Annotated in this window: 18 protein-coding genes; 10 read left to right on the top strand and 8 right to left on the bottom strand. The window is 47.3% G+C overall.

The annotated features are described in order from the left end of the window. Positions 1-98: 98 nt before the first annotated feature. Genes BZ167_RS06300 through BZ167_RS06285 form a run of 4 tightly spaced genes read left to right on the top strand, consistent with a single transcriptional unit; the run spans position 99 to position 3,652 of the window. Positions 99-785 carry a PspA/IM30 family protein gene (locus BZ167_RS06300; RefSeq protein WP_015416951.1) on the top strand — a complete coding sequence of 229 codons (687 nt, stop codon included), beginning with the start codon at positions 99-101 and terminating at the stop codon, positions 783-785. A 50-nt stretch (positions 786-835) separates the two neighbouring features. Beyond that, positions 836-1,861 (top strand): TFIIB-type zinc ribbon-containing protein, encoded by a 1,026-nt coding sequence (locus tag BZ167_RS06295; RefSeq protein ID WP_033574942.1) that lies wholly within the window; start codon positions 836-838, stop codon positions 1,859-1,861. Further along, positions 1,861-2,622 carry a TPM domain-containing protein gene (locus tag BZ167_RS06290; RefSeq protein WP_039252509.1) on the top strand — a complete coding sequence of 254 codons (762 nt, stop codon included), beginning with the start codon at positions 1,861-1,863 and terminating at the stop codon, positions 2,620-2,622. Before BZ167_RS06295 ends, BZ167_RS06290 begins: the two co-directional genes overlap by 1 nt. Positions 2,623-2,647: 25 nt before the next feature. Further along, positions 2,648-3,652, top strand: a complete 1,005-nt coding sequence (locus BZ167_RS06285; protein ID WP_020955434.1) for an SPFH domain-containing protein — start codon at positions 2,648-2,650, stop codon at positions 3,650-3,652. Positions 3,653-3,693: 41 nt separating this feature from the next. Here BZ167_RS06285 and BZ167_RS06280 read toward each other — a convergent pair whose 3' ends face one another. From BZ167_RS06280 to BZ167_RS06265, 4 genes are all read right to left on the bottom strand, one after another. Next, positions 3,694-5,625, bottom strand: a complete 1,932-nt coding sequence (locus BZ167_RS06280) for an acyltransferase family protein (RefSeq protein WP_061861218.1) — start codon at positions 5,623-5,625, stop codon at positions 3,694-3,696. Positions 5,626-5,896: 271 nt separating this feature from the next. Beyond that, entirely contained in the window at positions 5,897-6,757 is an 861-nt protein-coding gene (gene rsiV / locus BZ167_RS06275) for an anti-sigma-V factor RsiV (protein ID WP_077391979.1), read from the bottom strand. Then, positions 6,757-7,254, bottom strand: a complete 498-nt coding sequence (locus BZ167_RS06270; protein ID WP_003155802.1) for an RNA polymerase sigma factor SigV — start codon at positions 7,252-7,254, stop codon at positions 6,757-6,759. The genes rsiV and BZ167_RS06270 overlap by 1 nt, the downstream gene beginning before the upstream one ends. A 187-nt stretch (positions 7,255-7,441) precedes the next feature. Further along, positions 7,442-8,482, bottom strand: a complete 1,041-nt coding sequence (locus tag BZ167_RS06265; RefSeq protein ID WP_077391978.1) for a 2,3-butanediol dehydrogenase — start codon at positions 8,480-8,482, stop codon at positions 7,442-7,444. A 363-nt stretch (positions 8,483-8,845) separates the two neighbouring features. On the opposite strand from BZ167_RS06265, the gene BZ167_RS06260 reads away from it, so the two are divergent. Together BZ167_RS06260 and BZ167_RS06255 are read left to right on the top strand one after the other, a co-directional pair. Continuing rightward, entirely contained in the window at positions 8,846-9,214 is a 369-nt protein-coding gene (locus BZ167_RS06260) for a cell wall metabolism protein WalM (RefSeq protein ID WP_007408877.1), read from the top strand. A 65-nt stretch (positions 9,215-9,279) separates the two neighbouring features. Then, entirely contained in the window at positions 9,280-10,326 is a 1,047-nt protein-coding gene (locus BZ167_RS06255; protein WP_007408878.1) for a TolB family protein, read from the top strand. A gap of 30 nt (positions 10,327-10,356) precedes the next feature. Here the strand turns inward: BZ167_RS06255 and BZ167_RS20315 are convergent, their stop codons facing one another. From BZ167_RS20315 to gabP, 4 genes are all read right to left on the bottom strand, one after another. Beyond that, positions 10,357-10,515 carry a hypothetical protein gene (locus BZ167_RS20315; protein WP_003155794.1) on the bottom strand — a complete coding sequence of 53 codons (159 nt, stop codon included), beginning with the start codon at positions 10,513-10,515 and terminating at the stop codon, positions 10,357-10,359. Positions 10,516-10,613: 98 nt separating this feature from the next. Beyond that, positions 10,614-10,823: a cold-shock protein gene (locus BZ167_RS06250; RefSeq protein WP_007408879.1), complete on the bottom strand. Its 210-nt coding sequence runs from the start codon at positions 10,821-10,823 to the stop codon at positions 10,614-10,616. Between the two features lie 204 nt (positions 10,824-11,027). Then, complete coding sequence (cotA, locus tag BZ167_RS06245; RefSeq protein WP_015239305.1) at positions 11,028-12,566, bottom strand: outer spore coat copper-dependent laccase CotA; 1,539 nt, start codon at positions 12,564-12,566, stop codon at positions 11,028-11,030. 108 nt (positions 12,567-12,674) lie between these two features. After that, the gene (gene gabP, locus BZ167_RS06240) at positions 12,675-14,060 is read right to left on the bottom strand and encodes a GABA permease (RefSeq protein WP_007408881.1); all 1,386 of its coding nucleotides are present in this window, start codon (positions 14,058-14,060) and stop codon (positions 12,675-12,677) included. A gap of 386 nt (positions 14,061-14,446) precedes the next feature. Between gabP and BZ167_RS06235 the strand changes: the two genes are divergently transcribed. From BZ167_RS06235 to BZ167_RS06220, 4 genes are all read left to right on the top strand, one after another. Then, positions 14,447-15,319: a cation diffusion facilitator family transporter gene (locus tag BZ167_RS06235; protein WP_077391977.1), complete on the top strand. Its 873-nt coding sequence runs from the start codon at positions 14,447-14,449 to the stop codon at positions 15,317-15,319. 138 nt (positions 15,320-15,457) lie between these two features. Beyond that, complete coding sequence (locus tag BZ167_RS06230; protein ID WP_007408884.1) at positions 15,458-16,420, top strand: AAA family ATPase; 963 nt, start codon at positions 15,458-15,460, stop codon at positions 16,418-16,420. Continuing rightward, positions 16,420-17,604, top strand: coding sequence for a DUF58 domain-containing protein (locus BZ167_RS06225; protein ID WP_061046482.1), 1,185 nt, complete (start codon positions 16,420-16,422; stop codon positions 17,602-17,604). The genes BZ167_RS06230 and BZ167_RS06225 overlap by 1 nt, the downstream gene beginning before the upstream one ends. 18 nt (positions 17,605-17,622) lie before the next feature. Next, the gene (locus tag BZ167_RS06220; RefSeq protein WP_061046483.1) at positions 17,623-19,830 is read left to right on the top strand and encodes a DUF4129 domain-containing transglutaminase family protein; all 2,208 of its coding nucleotides are present in this window, start codon (positions 17,623-17,625) and stop codon (positions 19,828-19,830) included. Positions 19,831-19,929 lie beyond the last annotated feature (99 nt).

The following is a 19,929-nucleotide window of genomic DNA, read 5'->3' as shown; positions in this document are numbered from 1 at the left end:
AATACATAAATTAAAGAGAAAATGAAACTTTTTTTGAAAAAAATCAGTATATATAACTGTGAACTTGTTACTATTTAATTTTGGGAGGAAAATGAAAAATGAGTATTTTAGGAAGATTTAAAGACATCATGTCAAGCAATATCAATGCGCTGCTGGATAAAGCTGAAAACCCTGAAAAAATGGTTGATCAATATTTGCGGAATCTGAACAGTGATTTAGGAAAAGTGAAAGCGGAGACGGCTTCTGTCATGGCTGAGGAACAGCGGGCGAAAAGAGCGTTAACAGAATGCCAGGCTGATGCCGAAAAGATGGAAAATTATGCGATGAAAGCATTGCAGGCCGGCAATGAAGCTGATGCGCGGACATTTTTGGAAAGGAAAGCGGCTGTTGAATCAAGACTGACCGAGCTGCAGACGGCTTATCAGCTCGCTTCTTCCAACGCGTCTCAAATGCGCAAAATGCATGACAAGCTTGTCGCTGATATCGGAGAGCTTGAGTCGCGCCGAAATGCCATCAAAGCGAAGTGGTCTGTGGCAAAAACGCAGGAGAGAATGAACAAATTGGGGTCCTCTGTGTCAAATGCGGGCCAATCGATGACAGCTTTCGGCAGAATGGAAGACAAGGTCAACCAAGCGCTTGATCATGCCAATGCGATGGCTGAGCTGAACGCGTCTCCGAAAGACGATATTGACGAGCTGACGGCTAAATATGACAGCAATCAAAGCAGTGTCGATGATGAATTGGCGGCGCTTAAGCAGAAAATGCTTTTCAGTAAAGATCAATAGACAGCGGGCTGCAGCTTTGTCCGATATAAAGAGAAAGTGAGAGAAACAGAATGATCATTTCTTATAAATGCCCGAACTGCGGCGATGATATGGTCTTTGACAGTTCATCCGGCATGCTGACATGTCACAGCTGCGGGCGGCAGGATCAGATTGAAAGCCTGCCAAAAGAGTATATAACGACGAGATTTTCAGAAAATGAGGCGAATGAGTACCGGTGTGAGAATTGCGGTGCGGTATTATTGACTGAGGCGGAAACGACGGCCACGACGTGCGGGTTTTGCGGAGGAGCCGCCGTTCTCGCCGACCGATTGTCGGGAAATCTCGCGCCTTCGATGGTGATCCCTTTTACGATCAGCAAGGAAGAAGCCATGAGCGCTTTTAAAAAGTGGTGCCGAAACGGCCGTCTGACACCGAAAGGATTTATGACTGCCGATCGGGTGAAGAGCATAACCGGCATGTACGTGCCGTTTTGGATGTTTGACTTAAACAGCAAGGTTCAGGTCAATGCCGTTTGTACGAGAGTGCATCACTATGAAGATGGAGAATACCGGGTGACGGAGACCGAGTATTACAACGCGTACCGCGATATCAATCTTGATTATCTCAAAATTCCGGTCGACGCTTCAGAAAAAATGAATGATGAATTAATGGACAAATTGGAGCCTTACTCATACAGTGAGCTGAAGGAGTTTAATACGGCCTATTTAGCGGGATATATAGCGGAAAAGTACAATTATACCGATGACGATCTCTTTCCGCGGGCGAAGGATAAAATCAGCCATTATATTGATTCTTATATCAGATCCACCTTCTCCGGATATACGACGGCTGACATTACGGATGAGCAGATTCAGACCGATAAAATCAGCAGCTTTTACGTACTGCTTCCGGTCTGGATGGTCAGCTACGACTATGAGCGGGCTGAACACATTTTTGCGATGAACGGGCAGACGGGCAAGGTTGTCGGCAAACCGCCGATCAGTGCCGGAAAAGTGGCCGCGTGGTTCGGCGGCATAACCGCCGGTGCGTTTTTAGCATTAAGACTCGTCTCACTTATGATAGGAGGCGGTTTTTGATGAAAGTATCGATAAAAAAAGCGTGTCTCTTCTGCTTCGTCCTTTTTCTGATGCTGTCTTTTGGTTTACATACATCGGCGTCTGCCGCGGAACAGAAGCAATATGTTTATGACAATGCTCATTTATTAACGAAGGATGAAACGAAGAAACTTGAGGAATTGGCCGGGAAGCTCGGGGCAAAGCGCCATACCGATTTTATCATTCTTACCGCAAACGGAACGGGCGGTAAGGACATCGAGCAGTACGCCGGTGATTTTTATGACAGTCATTTTAGCGGAAACACGGCGATTTTGACCATTGATATGAAAAATCGGGAAGTATTTATCTCCGGGTATAAAAAGGCGGAGACGTATTTGAATAACAGCCGGCTGAATACGATCAGAAATACGATCTCGTCAGATATTTCCGCAGGCCATTATGAAAAGGCGTTTCAGACCTACATCAAGATGGCTTATAAAGATATGGGGAAAAGCCCGGACGACAAGTCTGACAATCTGCTGCTCACATGGTGGTTTCAGCTGATTATTGCCGCAGCCGCGGCCGGAATCGCCGTCACCGTGATGGTGTACAATTCCGGCGGCAAGGTCACCGTCACCGGCAGCACGTATATGAATCACGATACGTCTGAAGTGCTGAGCCAGCACGACACATATATCCGAACCGACGTTACAAGGGAAAAAAAGCCTGATAAAGATAATGACAATGACGGCGGAGTCACGAGGGGCGGCACGAGTTACAGCGGAAGCAAGGGAAGTTTTTAATTATATGTAAAGGATTTGAGCATACATGGGTTTTTTCAGAAATCAGTTAGCAAATGTGGTGGAATGGGAAGAATTCAGAGACGACATGGTTTTCTATAAATGGAACAACCGTGAAATTAAAAAAGGCAGCCGTCTGATCATCCGGCCGGGACAGGATGCCATCTTTTTATACAACGGGAAGATTGAAGGGATTTTCCGTGATGACGGCGATTATGATATCGAATCAGAAATCATTCCGTTTCTATCTACACTAAAAGGGTTTAAGTTTGGCTTTAACAGCGGCATGCGGGCTGAAGTGCTGTTTGTGAATACGAAGGAGTTCACCGTGAAGTGGGGCACAAAAAACGCTATCAACATTCCGGCGGCAGGTATGCCGGGCGGTATGCCGATCCGCGCAAACGGCACATTTAACTTCAAGGTCATTGACTACATCGGATTGATTGATAAGATTGCTGGTGTCAAAGACAGCTATTTAGTGGAGGACATTAAAATCCGGATTACGTCTATTCTCGATCAGCTTTTGATGAAATGGATCACCAGAGAAGGAAAAGACATGTTCAATCTGCAGTCGAATTCCTTTGAAATAGGAAAAGGGATTCAAGAAGATCTTGATATGCAGCTGATCGGAGACGGCATGTCGATTACGGGCTTCAATATTATGAGCTTTAATTATCCGCAGGAAGTTCAGGATATGATTACGAAAAACGCTTCTTACGGCATGGTGGGCGATGTGAACCGCTATCAGCAGATTTCCATGACGGACGGAATGTCATCCGGCAAAATGAGCGGAAGCGGCGCCGCCTCAGACATGGCGGGCATGATGATGGGAATGAATGCGGCAAATCAAATGATGAACCAAATGAACCAAAATCAGCAGAACCAGCCGCAGCAAAATCAAAGTCAGCAGAATCAGGGGACGGCACCGGCGAACGGCTCGGAAGGAGCGGCTAAGCCGAAATTTTGTCCGAACTGCGGAACGAAAACGGAAGGCGCGAATTTTTGCCCGAATTGCGGACAGAAGCTTGCCTGACGATATACGAAAAAGAGGCCTTTTTGGGGCCTCTTTTTTTGTCATGATTTCATTGTTTGAACGATGAGGGATGTCAGCGCTTTAGACCCCTCAGGTATGAGATGGACGCCGTCCGGTGTGAAGTATTCAGGGTGCTGCAATGCTTTTGCGTGCCAATCGACAAGCGTCACATTTTTCCGTGACTCGGCTTGCCGGCGCAATGACTCGTTTACTTTGCTTTCCCACTGCCGCGGCACACGTGTGTTGACAAGATAGATATCGGCTTTTGAAAAGGAGCTGATCAGTGATTCAATTTGGCTGTTTGTGAAATAGCCGTTCGTCCCTAACTCGATGATGACCGCTTTGTTCGGCTGATTAAATGACGCATATTCCGAAGTGAGCTGGAGTGCTTGAGAGACTTGTCTTCCTACCTTTCCGTCGATGGTGACATGAGGGAGGGACTGCCGCAGGTATGACGCAATGTCCAGCATCACCGAGTCACCGATAGCCAGCACGTCTTGCTGAGGCTGTGTTTGTTTTGGATCAGCCGTTTTTTGAGATGACCGTTCCTTTTTCTCTTCGTTTTTCTTTGTATTTGATTTGTCTGTTGGTTCTTTCTTGTTTTTGTCTGACGCGGTGTCTGTTTTTTCGCCGCCGTGTTTTTTCTTGCTGTCATCTTCTTTTGCCGGTTGATCGTGATCGGCCGTCTTGTGCGAAGAGGCGGCGGTTTCTTGCTGATCATTTTGCGCGTACGTCCATTGCGGCTGTTTTTTCTCTTCGGCTATTCCTGACAGCCCGCCCGCAAATACGAGAATGGCGGCAAGAATGAGGCCGAGCGACATTCTGCTGATGACAGAGGACGTCTTCCATTCCAGAAAGCGGTTCAGAAACACGCGGCGTAAAAATGGCCGGAAGCCCGCAGTGCGGATCGGCTGTTCAATGAAATGGTAAGACAGCTCGGCAAGAATGAAAGTGGCGCCGATTCTGACGGCGCAGTGCCAATAAACCGGATTTCCGATTTCCTGCACGGGTGTGCTCAGTACGATAACCGGGTAATGCCAAAGATAGATTCCGTATGATCTCGTTCCGATCCAGCGAAGCGGCTTCCATGAAAGAACATGTCCCAAAAAGCTGCTCGGATGGCATAAACATGCGACAAGAACCGCTGCGGTGATGCTGATCAAAAGCATGCCGCCCTTGTACAGGAAGGGTTCATATTCATCCGTGTAAAAGACGCAAAGCAGCAGCGCGGCAAAAGCGGCAAGCTCCGTCCCGTGAAGCAGGTGTTTCATGCTGCTCGGCAGCCGTTTGGAAGATAATCGTTTCATCGGCCACACTAAAGCTAAAGCGCAGCCGATCAGCAATTCAAATGAGCGGGTATCCGTCCCGTAATAAACGCGGCTCGGATCTCCGCCGGGCACATACATCATACTCATTACGACTGCCGAACATAACGCGAGGAACATGACCGCGGCCGCAAGCCGGGCCCGTGTTTTACATATGTACATTCCCGCAAGCAGCAGGAAGGGCCATATGATATAAAACTGTTCTTCAATCGCCAGCGACCAAAGGTTTTTTAATGGCGAAGGGGAGCCGAAGCTGTCGAAATAAGAAAGCTGATGAAAGATAAACCACCAATTGCTTATGTAAAAAAGTGAGGAGACCGCATCCCCGCGTACGGTATGCAGGAGCTCGCTGTTAAACAATACGACCCAAATGACCGTCGTGATAATCATGAGATAAGCCGCCGGCAGAAGCCGCCTGATCCGGCGCACCCAAAAATCACGCAAATCAAGGGTGATGGCATTGCCTTGGGCAGGCAATATAATAGATGTAATTAAATACCCCGATAAAACAAAAAAGATATCAACACCAATGAAACCGCCGTCGGCCCAGTTAAAATTCAGATGATATGCGATAACTGCGAGGACGGCAAAGGCGCGAAGTCCATCCAGTCCGGGAATATAGCGGTGATGCAGTGACTTGTCTGACATGGTATTCCTCCAATAATGTGTGCGGAAATTCTCGCTGTTTTGCGGATGGCTATGGCAGATTTCTGTACAGTCTTCCATTTGTTCCGTTAATTAGACGCATTCGGAAGGGGATTTTGTTTCAGAAAAAATGAATGAAATGCTGTGATTTTCTTAAACTTTTCAGCCCCCGTCCGGCGTCTGTTATATGAAAAGGGTCCCTTGTGCATCTTGGCTGTTGTGGGACGAAAGAAAAAATCCATGATCTGCGGATATCATGGATTTTTTTCTTTCTTTATCTGATGTAGCGGTCTCCGACAAGCAGCTTGGAGATGATGGAGGTCGGTATTGTAAACTCTGTAACGCCCATATATCCGGGTGCCGCTTCATATTCGTCAAATGAGATGACAAGTTTGTGCTTATCTGTAATATAAAAATTCTGGTCGGCGCGGATGGCTTTAAAAGGCTCCGACATATCATTATCTTCGACCCAGTATATTTTATTCGGATCTTCTTTCATCTGTTTTTTCATTTGTTCTTTAATATTTTGGCTGATGACTTTAATATAACGGTCATCTTTAAATAAACTCTTTAACGTAAGCACGGCCTCATTCTTTTTATCAATCGTGATGTAACGGCTTTGCGTATAAGATGAAGCTTGCGTTTTTTCGATATCACGGCGGATTGAGATCAAATCCGCTGTGTCAGTAACGGTTTCATAATCGCTGTAAATACTAAGGTGGCCTTTTTTGCTTTTTGAGGTCGCCTTCATAAATTCCTGATACAGCTCTTTGCTTTCTTTCATATAATGCCGGTTGATGCTGTCTTCGAGTTTATGATCGGAAAGGCCGGACAGAGCGGGCGTTTTCACATCAATGCTTGATTGGTTCTTTTCTTCCTTCATCTCCGTGAATGTGATGGCTTGGACGACTTTGCCGATGACGGGGATTTTAGACATGGCTTGTGCGGCATCCGGGTTGATATTGACAACGGCGGTAAATAAGACGGCCGCAGCGACTGCCGCGGATGTCGGCCACATCACGATTCGTTTTTTCTTCGGTTTCTGCTGAAGGGCTTTTTCGACAATGCTGTCCAGTTCCTTAGGAATGGGCACACTTTTATACTCTTCTCTTAATTGTTCTAATCTCTTTTCCATTAAGAAAGATCCTCCTTCGTCAGCTGAATGCGCATGAGCTTCAGCCCCCTGTAAAGGCGTGTTTTGACGGTGTTGATGTTTTCCCCCGTGATGTCCGCGATTTCTTCTAATTTCAGGTCTTCAAAGAAACGCAGAATGATAATAGTTTTATATTGATGCGGCAGGTCATCAAGCGCTTCGTGAAGGTCGGTGTCTTTGTAGTGATCTTCCTTTCCGCGGCTTAAAAACTCGATCGTTTCATCGTCCATCACTTTCAGTTTTTTCTGTTTGCGGAGAAAATCAATGGCCGTGCGCACTAAAATTTTATAAAACCAGCTTTTGATCACATCGGGGTTTTTGACGGATTCGACCGATGTCAGCGCTTTTTGAATTGATTCCTGAACAATATCTAACGCGTCATCCTTGTTCTTTACGTAACTGTACGCAAGCCGGTAAAAGTCTTCCTTGCGCTCAGTTATGCACGTCACAAGCGACGCTTTGGCTGTTTCGTTCTTCATTGCTTCAAAGGGCTCCTTTTTTAAAAATACGTATCATAGGCTGCTGCCTAAGGATAGACGGGACAGGGTGAAAAATAGTTTGCGCAGAGGGGATCATTTTTAAAAGGAAAAGGAAGGAAAGACGAAGAGATGAAAAAAAGAGCCAGAACGGCTCTTTTTCCGATGTGTCCGGTATCAGCGGGACAACTTAGTTCGGTTTGACTAAGATTTTCACTTGGTTTTTCTCTTTGATTAAAGCGCCGAAGCCTTCTTCAATCAGATCGTCGAGCACGATTTTTTTCGTGACGAGCTTATCTGCTGAGAAGTAGCCCTCTTTCATCAATGCAAGAACGGAAGGGAAGATGTCGCGGTATCCGATAATGCCTTTTACGGTCCGTTCTTTGATGACGATATCGTTCGGATGAATTTCCGCTCCTTTTTCCCAGATGCTGACGATAACCGTTTCACCGGCAATGTTTGTTGACTGGATCGCCTGGCGGAGAACGACAGGAACGCCTGTTACTTCATAAGAAACATCAACGCCGCCGTTTGTGCGTTTAGCGATTTCTTCAACGACATCGTCCGTTTTTAACGGATCAATGATGATAGCGCCGAGTTCTTTCGCTTTTTCCTGACGTTCCGGTGAAAGTTCAATCGCGTAAATATCTGTGGCGCCGGCCGCTTTCAGGGCTTCAATCACAAGCAGCCCGATCGGTCCGCAGCCAAAAACCGCCGCCTTGTCGCCCGCTTTTAATTTGCTTTGGCGGACGGCGTAAAGCGCTACCGCTGACGGCTCAACAAGCGCGCCCTGTTCGTAAGAAAGCTCTTCAGGAAGCTTAAACAGCAATTCTTCGTCAACGGATACATATTCAGAAAATCCGCCGCCGCCTCCAGCTAAGCCTAAGAATCCCATTTGTTCATCAAGGTTATAGGCTCCCTGATGTCCGTGTGTGGCAAAAATCGGTTCCACGACGACACGGTCTCCGACGCTGTAATTTTTGACGCCTTCGCCCACTTCAACGACTTCTCCTGAGAATTCGTGACCCATCGTGACGGGCGCCATTTCGTTTGTTAACGGATGAGGTTTGCCGACCGGAATAAAGATCGGGCCTCCCAAATATTCATGAAGGTCGCTTCCGCAAATCCCGCACCATTTGACTTTAATTTTGACTTTACCCGGTTCTGCTTTAGGTTCATCAATGTTTTCGATTCGAATGTCTTTTTGATTGTGCCATCTTGCCGCTTTCATTGATTATCACTCCTAGTCTGATTGAAACGAGTATAGGTACATGATCAATATGAACCACGGTTAAAAGGAATAAAGTGCCTGCTTCCTAAAGCCTGATTTCTCAAAATATATCATATTATGCAACTATCAATAGGCCTTATAAAAAGTCCATATTGAATGCAGAAATACTCTATGAATATTATAACGCTAATGAATTAAATTTTGTAGTATAATTTACCATGGAATTATATAGAACGGGAAATTGTGCCGTCGTTATGTGCATGTCTCATCACGTTGTAATGAACATGTAAAGTGATTGAAATATTATAATCGTCTTCTTGGTGTATAATTTTGCCTAGAATAAAGAATCAGGAGGACGAAAGCTTGAAGAAGTTATTCTTAGCCTTATTGATTTTAGCAGGAAGCACGCTGGGAGCGATCAGTTACTCTTCTGATGCAAGTGCTAAAAAAGTGAACGGAAATATTACATGGTATAATGGAGTCGGTAAAAAAGGATCTTCCGGTAAAAAACTGGGGCACTGGGATTGCGCGACAAAATTAGGATTTGACGTTCCGAGAAACGGAACGAAAATCAGAGCTTATGCGAAAGCAAAACCGAAAAAGGTTATCACCGTATACAAAAATGATGTAGGCCGTCTGCCGAATGCCGTATTGGATGTCAGCCCGAAAGCGTTCAAAGCGCTCGGATATCCATTAAGCAAAGGAAGAGTATCCGGACACTACAGCTATTAAAATAGACCATCTTAAAAAGCAAGGACACTGATTCTTGCTTTTTCTGATTGACGGAGAGATTGATAATGAAGAAGAAACGATGGATCTGGATGTTGCTGGCTGCCGTTTTGGCGGCGGCGGTCATCGCGTCCGTTTTACTGATTAAAGGAAAAAGCGACGGCGGCGGGAAAGCCGTTGTCTCCGGCGGCCATGACAAGCTGCTTGTTTCCATTACAGACAAAGATCTGATGACGAAATATTACGAGGACGGCCGCGTGCTGTACGAGGAAAAGCTTTCGGCATATCCGGCGTTTGCGCTGGATGACGCCCATCAGGTGCTCTATTTTGTCGGGAATAATGACCAAAATGAGATGCGTCTCTATAAGCTTGATCTGAAGACGAAAAAGAAGACGGTGCTTTATAAAGGAACGGCAAGCGCTGACAGTCTGTTTTTATCAAAGGATCTGACGCACATTTATTTCCGTCTCGGAAAAGCGGATGAAGATATTTTCCGTCTCGCATCTTTTGATTTGAAAACGAAACGTTATGAAAATCTGTATCCCGCCGCCGATGAGAAAGACGACAGTGTGAGCAGCTTCTTTTATAACCGCAGCCAAAACGATTTTGCGCTTCTGCATTATTCCGTAAAAGAGGATTATCAAAAAACGGATGAGGCAAATGAGAAGGGGATTGACCCTGAACCGACGAATATCCGGTTTGCAGCAGGAGCGGGCGAACACCTTCAGGATCTGACAAACCTTGAACAGTTTATCAGCGACGTGGCGGTGTCACCGGACGGAAAGAACCTTGTCTTTACATCTTATACCCAAAAAGGGACGGAACAAAAAGCGTCCATCCGTCTGATGAATGTCAAAACGAAAAAAGATGAAACGATTATCTCAAACGGGAAGGACTTCGCTCCGCTGATTGATGCCCAGCCTCAGTTTTCTAAAGACGGCAGCATCATTTATTTCATGGCGGAAGCAAAAGGCGCTAAGCGTCTGAAGGATGAAACGGGGCGGAATGCGAAGGTCCGGACCATTTATGCTTATCATTTGGATACGAAAAAATGCGAAAAAGTCTGGGAAAATGACAACGGCATTATCAACAGTTTTTCCGTCATCCAATCATGAAAAAAACACTCAGCGCCCGCTGGGTGTTTTTTAATGAACAAAGCTGGCTGCGGCTGAGGCGAGCCATTTGAAAAAACGGAGAATCGGAACGGCAAAATGAAGCGTTTCGATGAATGACTGTGCGGCAAGGTTCATTTTCCGCCGTTTTGCCATTTCCTTCAGATCTTTCTGCTGCCGATCGTTTTTCATGTTCAATGCTCCTTTGCATCATAAAAGGACATGATAACGCAAAGGCCTCTCATGAGACATGGAGGCCTTCTCTATGTTGAGACTCGTAAAAGGGAGGTCTAACTTGATGCCGTTTGGTTATTGTTTTGGAGATTTACCAACGAACGGACGCCGTCGATCATTTTACTGCCGCAAAGGGGGCAAGTCGGGGTATCACTGCCGGCAAAATTCTTTCTGCTCCAGCCGATACAGTCCTCTTTTGTGCATTCCCACGTACTGACATCTTCTTTAGGCAGCGGTTCCTGATTACGTTTGTTGTAGTAAGACATAAAGTCACTTCTTCCCTTATGAATTTTCGTGCACTCCTTCATTGTCTCATACTTTTCCCTAATCTCCTAATTCCTTTTTCTATCCAGATTTCCAATGAGGGTGCATCGTCTTCCTGTTATTACAGTATATGCAAATAAGTGTCTTCTTATTTTTTCTTTTTGGATAAATAAAAAAGCCCCTTCTCTAAAAGGGGTGATATTTGTTTACTGCTTATCCGTGACGTCCATCGGTCTCATCATGTCGTAATCTTCATGTTCTAAAATATGACAGTGCCATACGTAGCGTCCGCTGTAAGGAGCGAAGGTCGCCGCGATTCTGATGACCTCTCCCGAGTGCGCCTGCACGGTATCTTTCCAGCCTTTCTCACTTGGAGGAGGCGGGACGGCGGGGCCTGTATACACAATGTCGCCGAATTTGTTATAACGCTCTAAGTCAAAAGGACGCCGGTCAAGGATTTGGAAGGAAACAAGGTGCAGGTGTATCGGATGGGTTCCCCCCATCGGATTGATAATCGACCAGATTTCCGTTGTGCCGAGCTTCGGCGCTTCTGTCACAGGATCATGCCATCGCTTGTTATTCAGCGTCAAAACGGGCCGGCCGTATTTGTCTTGCGTATTTGTAAGTTTAAGCGTCCTGATATTGTGTATTCTCTTTGATGTCACATTAGGCATTGTTGAAAGATATTTAGGCTTCCGGCTTGTCTCTGCTCCCTTCAGCGGTTTTGTGACGCGGAATTGCATCACATTGGCGTCTGTATCCGGATCGGCGTCGCCCCCGCAGCCGGTGCCGTTCGTTAAAATGATATGTTCTCCGTCAAAGGCGGAGAAATCGATGAGCACATCATACCGCTCTGCCGGGGCTAAGCTGATAGATTGTGTTTTGACAGAGCGGGGAAGCAGTCCGCCGTCAGAACCGATTTGGATAAACTTCCCGCCGTTATTGAGCGAGAGAGAAAATGTTCTCGTATTGGAGGCATTAAGGATGCGGAAACGATATGTCCGCGGTTCAACTTCCATATACGGCCACGCTTTACCATTGACGAGAATGGTATTTCCGCAAAAAAACGGGACGATGGAAGGGTCGGGCAGCGTTTCGGAAGGGTTAGCAGGTCCGCTCGGATAAGACAAGGAACCGTCGTCATTTAATGTGCGGTCCAAAATCATAAGCGGTACGTCGTACTCTCCGGAGGGAAGCTTCAGCTGCTTTTCTTTTCGCTCGCGGATGATATACATCCCGGCAAGCCCGGCGTACACATTGAGCCTCGTAATCGCCATGGCGTGATCGTGATACCATAACAGAGCCCCGCGCTGTTTGTTTGGATAATGGTATACCTCTCTCTCAAAATAAGGACCCGTTTCCTTAAAATCCTTTGTGAACCATGCTTCCGGGTAGCCGTCGCTGTCCGGCGGCGTTGCTCCGCCGTGTAAATGGACGACGGTTTTGACATCGGGTTCCTGATGGCCGCTTTCTGAATGGTGAATGGTATGATCCACTGGCAGAAAATGCTTATCCGGAAGGTCATTCATCCATTTAATATAGACGTTTTCATCTTGGTTCACGTCGATCGTCGGGCCGGGAAATAAACCGTTATACCCCCACAGCCGGGTCGGCGGGAGATCGCGGTGCAGCTTGTGAAAGCATTCCTTCATGGTGACTTCATAATACGTGCTGCCGTCTGATTTCTTCTGCGGCTGGAGTGTTTCGATAATCGGCAGTTCATCTGCAAATTTTTCTAGTGCCATTTTTCATCCTGTCCTTATCATTTATTGAAATCCTGTACTACAGTTAATGCTGCCTTGAACAGGTTGGTTAAAAAAACACCCGCCCTTTTTTGAGGGGGGTGTTTGCGGTTATTGCGCAATCCGGCTTTCGGAAGCGCTCTCTTTCGGTTTTTGTTTTTTGCGGAATACATATGAGGCAAGTACCAGCAGAGTAATAAATCCTGTCAGCAGAAATTCAGACCGCATTGAACTGATAAACAGCATAGATAACAAGATGGCGCAAATGGCGATGATCGTCAGGTAGGTTAAGTACGGATAAAACCACATTTTGATTTTAAGAGATTCAGGGTTTGTCCGTTCGATTTTCTTTCTCATTCTCAGATGCGAGACGGCGATGACGAGATAGACGAGCAGTGCGATCGCCCCTGATGAATTGACCAGGAACAAAAATACGGAGTCGGGAGAAAAGTAGTTCATAACAACGGCAATATAGGAGAAAAAGGTGCCGGCGATAATGGCTTGAACCGGTACGCCTCTTTTACTCAGTTTCATAAAACGCCGCGGCGCTTCATTTCGCTCCGCCAGTGAATACAGCATCCGTGACGTCGTATAAAGCCCGGAGTTCAGGCAGGACAGAACGGCTGTCAGGACGATAAAATTCATGATTTGAGCGGCAGCGGGAACCCCGATATGGCTCAAAACGGCAACGAAGGGGCTTTCCAAAATATTGGCTGAATCCCACGGCAGCAGTGTGACCACAACCGCAATGGAACCGACGTAAAAAATAATGATCCGCCAAACGACTGAGCGGGTCGCCTTTGTGACGGATTCGACCGGATTTGACGTTTCTCCCGCTGCGATTGCGACGATTTCAGATCCCATGAAAGAAAAAATGACAACGACGATGCCGAGCAGAACGGAACTTGGACCTTTAGGGAAAAATCCGCCGCTGCCCGCCAGATTTTCCAGCCCGACCGGCTTGCTGCCGGGGACGATTCCGAAAATGAACGCAAATCCCGCGATTAAGAAGACAACGATCGTCGCTACCTTCACTAAGGAAAGCCAGTATTCAAATTCGCCGAACGATTTAACTGAATAAATATTCGTCAGTGTTAACAGCACGGTCAGAAGCAGACTCGTCAGCCATAACGGAATGCCCGGGAACCAGTACTGTATGATTCCGGCGCCTGCAATGGCTTCAATGGCAATGACGATGACCCAGAAAAACCAATACAGCCATCCGATCGTAAAACCGGCCCAAGGACCGATGGCGTCATGCGCGTACTGTGAAAACGAACCGCTTGTCGGGTTGACGGAGGACATTTCCCCCAGCATTCTCATAATAAAAATCACTAATAATCCTGCTAAAGCGTAGGAGACAATCGCTCCGGGTCCGGTGGAATGAATGACGGATCCGCTTCCGACAAATAATCCGGCGCCGATCACGCCGGCAATTGAAATCATAGTCATATGCCGGGTTTTTAATCCCTTTGATAAAGAGTTAGGCTGATTCATTCTTTGCCTCCTTTTGGTTTGTTTATGCTGAATATTCCGACAAGTATTATTCTATCATAAATGCCACAGGCAGTTGAAAATGATGTAAGAAAATATGACATTTTTTCTCGTCCGTACAGCAGAAAGTGCCGGAAGGAAAAAAAATAATTTTCTGTTATTTCTGTGTTTTAATGGTTTTGAAAATAATTCCATGAACGTGGGTTGGCGAGAATCCTTGATACGATTGGGATGAGAGGGGTTTTGTGAATGAAAATAAGTTTCCTGAGTGCATAAATGTTCTATGCTTACTATTTTTCTGTGGAAAGTGAATCATGTTTCTATAGACCCACTGTGTCCTCGCTTTGTATGATAATGAAGGAAAAATTGAACGGGAAGGAGGATTTTCAGTGGAGAGATATCATGAATTGAAAAAAGGCGAAACCGGAGCGATTGTCAGTATTGGCGCATATGCGGCATTGTCGGCTGTGAAGCTTGTGATCGGTTATTTGTTTCACTCAGAAGCGCTTCAGGCCGACGGTTTAAATAATACGACTGATATCGCGGCATCTGCGGCTGTTTTCATCGGTTTGCGCATCTCTCAGAAACCTCCTGACGAAGATCATCCTTACGGCCATTTTCGGGCGGAGACCGTCGCGTCCCTCATCGCTTCCATTATTATGATGTTTGTCGGAATGCAAGTGCTGTTCAGCGCCGCGCAATCTATTTTTTCCGTTAAAGAGGAAACGCCGGATATGATAGCCGCCTGGACGGCCGCGGGGAGCGCCGTCGTGATGCTGATGGTCTGCCGCTATACGAAAGGGCTTGCCAAAAAGGTAAACAGCCAGGCCCTTTCAGCTGCGGCCGCTGATAATAAATCAGATGCGCTCGTCAGTATCGGCACGTTTATCGGAATTTTTGCTTCACAGTTCCATTTGGCTTGGGTGGATACGGTTACCGCGTTTATCATCGGGTTGATCATCTGCAAAACCGCGTGGGATATTTTTAAGGAATCCTCTCATTCGCTGACTGACGGTTTTGATGTCAAACATATTTCTGATTATAAAAAGACGATTGAACAGATTGCGGGCGTCAGCCGTTTAAAAGATATTAAAGCGAGATATCTGGGCAGCTCCGTTCATATTGATGTCGTCATTGAAGTGCCGTCAGATCTGAACATTAAAGAGAGTCATGAGATCGCAAATGAGGTAGAACGCAAGATGAAAGAGGAACATGCCATTGACCATTCACACGTTCATATGGAGCCTCTCCAGCTGAAATAAAGCTTCCTTTCTAAAGGGAGCTTTTTCCTTTTTTAGACTGGAAACAATTCGCTGGAAACGTTTTTTTATACTGTTTATATTTTGTGGTAAAGTTAGGTTACGATAATTGAAATTTGAGAGATGACTAGGAGGAGAAGAATGGCTTATAAAGAAGAGCTGCATCCGCTGCTGGAGAAAGCCGTTGAGCATATTGAAAACATCATCATAGGAAAACGGGATATCGCCATACTCAGTCTGGCCGCCATTCTCGCAAAAGGGCATGTGCTGCTGGAAGACGTGCCGGGAGTCGGAAAAACGATGATGGTCCGCGCTTTGGCCAAGCTGATCGGAGCTGACTTTAAGAGGATTCAGTTCACGCCGGATCTTCTGCCGTCAGATGTGACGGGTGTCTCTATTTATAATACGAAAACGATGGAATTTGAATACCGCCCTGGACCGATCATGGGGAATATCGTGCTGGCTGATGAAATTAACAGAACCTCTCCAAAAACGCAGTCTTCCCTGCTTGAGGCAATGGAGGAAGGGAATGTCACGATTGACGGAAAGACAATGCGGCTGGCTGAGCCGTTTTTCGTCATGGCCACACAAAACCCGGTTGAATATGAAGGAACGTATCCGCTTCCCGAAGCCCAGCTTGACCGGTTTTTATTTAAGCTGCGCATGGGCTATCCGACTGCCGAGGAAGAGCTTCAAGTTCTGTCTTTGCAGGAAGGGCGCAATCCGCTTGAAACAATCGAGCCCGTCATTTCTAAAGAACAGTTTATCAGCCTTCAGCAAAAATTGGAGCAGGTGCGGGTGGATGATGGAATTAAAGCGTATATCGTCGGCATTACTCAGCATACCCGCCGGCATCCGTCCGTACATCTGGGCGTAAGTCCGCGCGGTTCAATCTCATTAATGAAAGCCGCGCAGGCGTACGCGCTGCTTCATGACCGCGATTACGTCATTCCTGATGACGTCCAGTATTTGGCTCCGTATACGCTGCCGCACAGAATGATCTTGACCGCCGAGGCGAAATTTAACGACGTGACGCCGGAAGCGGTTATAGAAGACATCATGCAAACGGAAAAAGTGCCCGTTCAAAGGATGTCGGTCCGCTAATGAGAAAGAAGATGCATTGGCTTCTATATGGCTGGAAGCTGCTTATGTTGGCCGTACTGACGGCGGCTGTCTTTTCTTATGCCATGTTTCAGGGCGGATTTGTGAGCTGGTTTTTATTTTATGCGTTTTTGCCATTTACCGTTTACGCCGGGCTGGTCGCTGTGTACCCGCTGCGGGCGTTTCAGGTGACGCGTGACGTGTCCTCCGCCCAGTTAACCTCAGGCGACAGGCTGTCTGTCACCATCAGGCTGACGAGGCGCCTGCCGTTTCCGCTGACATATATGGTCATTGAAGATGTGATGCCGGAAACGCTTGGCGAGAGGCGCAGTGCGAAACAGCTCGTGTTTCCGTGGTTTCAAAGGAAGCTGACGTTACAATATGAGCTGCCGCAGGTGCCGCGCGGAGAGCATCATTTACATACGATAAGAGTGCGGACGGGAGATGTTCTCGGGCTTTTGGACAAGACGGCGTCGTTTTCCGTTACGGATACGGTTCTGGTTTTTCCGGCGTACGGGTCTGTTCACTATAAGCCGCAGGCCGCATCCGGAGAAGAGGGTGCGGCTGCCGGCGCTCCGTTTCAGGTACACCGCTCCGCAATGGCTGCGAGCGTCAGAAATTATCAGCCGGGCGACCGGTTTTCCGCACTTGACTGGAAAACATCGGCGCGGCGAAATGAGCTGATGACGAAGGAATTTGACCCGCTGCAGAGTGTGAATATGACTCTCCTTTTGGACTGCAGGCCGTCCCCATCGTTTGAAGCCGCGGTATCAGCTTCGGCATCCCTGCTTTACACGGCGCTTGTGAAGGGCTCTCCCACAGGATTTATTTCATTGGGGAGCGACCGGACCGTATTTCCCGTCCGGGAGGGAGACCGGCATTTCAGAAAGATGCTGCGTTACCTGGCATCAGCTTCAGAATCGGAAGAAGCCGATGCAGGCGGGCGTTTAGGAAAAGAGCTGGCGGATCCGCGCGTCCGCAAAGCTTCCATTGCCGTCGTGACGGGCAGTCTTACAGAAGACCTTCTCAAACAGGCTGAGCCCGGCCGTGCTGACATGACGGTGTTTTTGGCGAAAGAAACGAATGCCGCGCTTTCGGAGAAAGAACGGAAACTCGCTCTCATCTTCGCTCAAAAAAATATTAAGGTGCAAATGATCAGGGACAAACGGGTGTCCCATGTTGTTTAGAAAGAGAGGTGGCGCGCCATGCCGCATGACGAGAACCAGGGAAGCAGGCTGAGTCTGCTGCTGTTTTATTTTCTCGCTTTTTTATTGTTATGGGAATGGCTCAGGCCGCTGCACAATTTTACAGATACAAAACATACCGGTTTTTTCATCGTTTTTATCGGTTTGGCATTTCTGCTGTCATTCTTCCGGATGAGGTGGTACGTCACCGTGCCGTCCTGCATTCTGTTTACGTTGATCAGTATTCACATCTTGTTTTATAAAGGTTCGGTTTTTCAGCCGGAATGGCTCGTTTCTTTTTTGCGGGACGTGATGCAAAATGCCCGCCACATCGGGTCCGGAAGATGGAATGACATGAATCCGTCATTCCGCACATTGCTGTTTTTTGTGCTTTTATGGCTGCTCGTGTATTTGCTGCATTACTGGGTGATCTATCAGCGGAAAATATTATTCTTTTTTATCATGACGGTGGCGTATATCACCGTGCTTGATACGTTTACTCCTTATGCTGCCGCGTACGCCGTCATCCGGATCGTCTTTATCGGCTTTTTGATGATGGGGCTTTTGTATATGGAGCGCATCCGGCTTACGGAACACATAGCGTTTAAAAAAAGATTGATACTCAAATGGTTTCTGCCGCTGATGCTGTTTATCTGCGCTTCCGTCGTGTTCGGTCTGGCGGCTCCGAAATCAGACCCGAACTGGCCGGACCCCGTGCCGTTTCTTAAAAAAATAACAAACCACAAAGAAGTGCCCGCCGCCGAAAGCAAAATCGGCTACGGCAATCATGATGAAACATTGGGCGGCCCTTTTCAGCAGGATGATACGCCGGTTTTCACATGGAAGGGAAAAGAACGGGCGTACTTCCGGGTGGAAACGAAGGATACATACACGGGGAAAGGCTGGGTGGAGACCGATCAGGGCATGTCCTATAAACTGAACGGCGGCAACGTGGAAGATATATGGTTTGACCGGAGTGTGCAGACGAGACGGTATACGGCACAGGTGTCCATTGATGAAAATTATCTCTATAATCACGTCATGTATCCGATCGGCGTCTCCAATATTAAACCGAAGCACTCGATTCAGCTTGAAATGAACGGAAACACCGAGCAAATTACGCCGGTCAGTGAACAAGTGGGCAACATCCGCAATATGGGACGGTACACGGTGACTTTTCAGGCGCCCGTCTTTAAGCTGAATGATCTCAGAAAAGTGAAAGTGAAACGATACCGTGAGCAGAATCAATTCAATGACCGGTATTTACAGGTCCCCGACAGCCTTCCGAAAAGAGTGAGACAGCTTGCGGACAGACTGACACGGGATCACCATAATATGTTCGATAAAGCGAAGGCGATCGAGGATTATCTCGGATCTTCCGCATTTTCGTATAATACACAGGATGTCGCGGTTCCGGAGCACAATCAGGATTATGTCGATCAATTTCTGTTTGAAACGAAAAGAGGATATTGTGATAACTTTTCATCGGCAATGGCCGTGCTGCTCCGCTCTGCGGGAATCCCCGCCCGTTGGGTGAAGGGCTATACATCCGGCGAATATAAAGGGGCAGGCGACCATAACGGCCACATTTATGAAGTCACAAACAACAACGCCCATTCGTGGGTAGAAGTGTATTTTCCCGATCAGGGCTGGGTGACGTTTGAGCCGACAAAAGGCTTCACCAATCCGACGGAGTTTACGTCAGAGCAAAATCATACGGCGGCAAAAGACAGCGGAGGCTCAGCGGGAAATTCGGATGAACCGTCTGACAAGCAGCGTCAGGAAACAAAGCCGGAAAAAGAGGAAAAGCCGAAAAAGCGGGATCACAGCGCGGCACCGCAGCCTGTGATCCGCAACAAAACCGCGGCACAGCTATGGCCGTATGCAGCCATCGTCATCGTGATTTCAGCCGCGGCGGCACTCGCCTGGGTGCTCCGGGCGCGCTGGATTCCGCACGTTACAGCAGCCAGATTGAAGCGGCGTACGGATGAAGACGTCTTTTTCGACGCATATGCCGCGCTGCTCCGCCAGCTGAAACGAAAAGGATTCAGCAGGGGAGACGGAGAAACACTGCGCGATTTTGCCGCGAGGATTGACGAGGCGTACCATACAAACGACATGTCCGAGCTGACGCTGCTCTATGAGCGGGCCTTATACCGCAGGGATAATGCAGCGGAGCTTTGGAATGAATCGGGACAGTTGTGGGAAAATATAATTAAAACAAGATAGTCTTGACCGCATATCGTCCTGTTGTTAGAATAAATGAATGTTAAATGGGAGCCCGGGAGCGTTAAAAAGCCGGGCTTCCGGACAAGTCTTGCGCGACAG

The sequence above is a fragment of the Bacillus sp. 275 genome, from assembly GCF_001999205.1.
GTDB lineage: Bacteria > Bacillota > Bacilli > Bacillales > Bacillaceae > Bacillus > Bacillus velezensis.
This window is presented reverse-complemented; position numbering and strand designations above follow the sequence as displayed.

Coding starts and splice junctions, on each gene's coding strand:
- BZ167_RS06300 (WP_015416951.1), top strand. CDS start 99: ATGAGTATTTTAGGAAGATTTAAAGACATCATGTCAAGCAATATCAAT.
- BZ167_RS06295 (WP_033574942.1), top strand. CDS start 836: ATGATCATTTCTTATAAATGCCCGAACTGCGGCGATGATATGGTCTTT.
- BZ167_RS06290 (WP_039252509.1), top strand. CDS start 1,861: ATGAAAGTATCGATAAAAAAAGCGTGTCTCTTCTGCTTCGTCCTTTTT.
- BZ167_RS06285 (WP_020955434.1), top strand. CDS start 2,648: ATGGGTTTTTTCAGAAATCAGTTAGCAAATGTGGTGGAATGGGAAGAA.
- BZ167_RS06280 (WP_061861218.1), bottom strand. CDS start 5,625: ATGTCAGACAAGTCACTGCATCACCGCTATATTCCCGGACTGGATGGA.
- rsiV (WP_077391979.1), bottom strand. CDS start 6,757: ATGGAAAAGAGATTAGAACAATTAAGAGAAGAGTATAAAAGTGTGCCC.
- BZ167_RS06270 (WP_003155802.1), bottom strand. CDS start 7,254: ATGAAGAACGAAACAGCCAAAGCGTCGCTTGTGACGTGCATAACTGAG.
- BZ167_RS06265 (WP_077391978.1), bottom strand. CDS start 8,482: ATGAAAGCGGCAAGATGGCACAATCAAAAAGACATTCGAATCGAAAAC.
- BZ167_RS06255 (WP_007408878.1), top strand. CDS start 9,280: ATGAAGAAGAAACGATGGATCTGGATGTTGCTGGCTGCCGTTTTGGCG.
- BZ167_RS20315 (WP_003155794.1), bottom strand. CDS start 10,515: ATGAAAAACGATCGGCAGCAGAAAGATCTGAAGGAAATGGCAAAACGG.
- BZ167_RS06250 (WP_007408879.1), bottom strand. CDS start 10,823: ATGTCTTACTACAACAAACGTAATCAGGAACCGCTGCCTAAAGAAGAT.
- cotA (WP_015239305.1), bottom strand. CDS start 12,566: ATGGCACTAGAAAAATTTGCAGATGAACTGCCGATTATCGAAACACTC.
- gabP (WP_007408881.1), bottom strand. CDS start 14,060: ATGAATCAGCCTAACTCTTTATCAAAGGGATTAAAAACCCGGCATATG.
- BZ167_RS06230 (WP_007408884.1), top strand. CDS start 15,458: ATGGCTTATAAAGAAGAGCTGCATCCGCTGCTGGAGAAAGCCGTTGAG.
- BZ167_RS06225 (WP_061046482.1), top strand. CDS start 16,420: ATGAGAAAGAAGATGCATTGGCTTCTATATGGCTGGAAGCTGCTTATG.
- BZ167_RS06220 (WP_061046483.1), top strand. CDS start 17,623: ATGCCGCATGACGAGAACCAGGGAAGCAGGCTGAGTCTGCTGCTGTTT.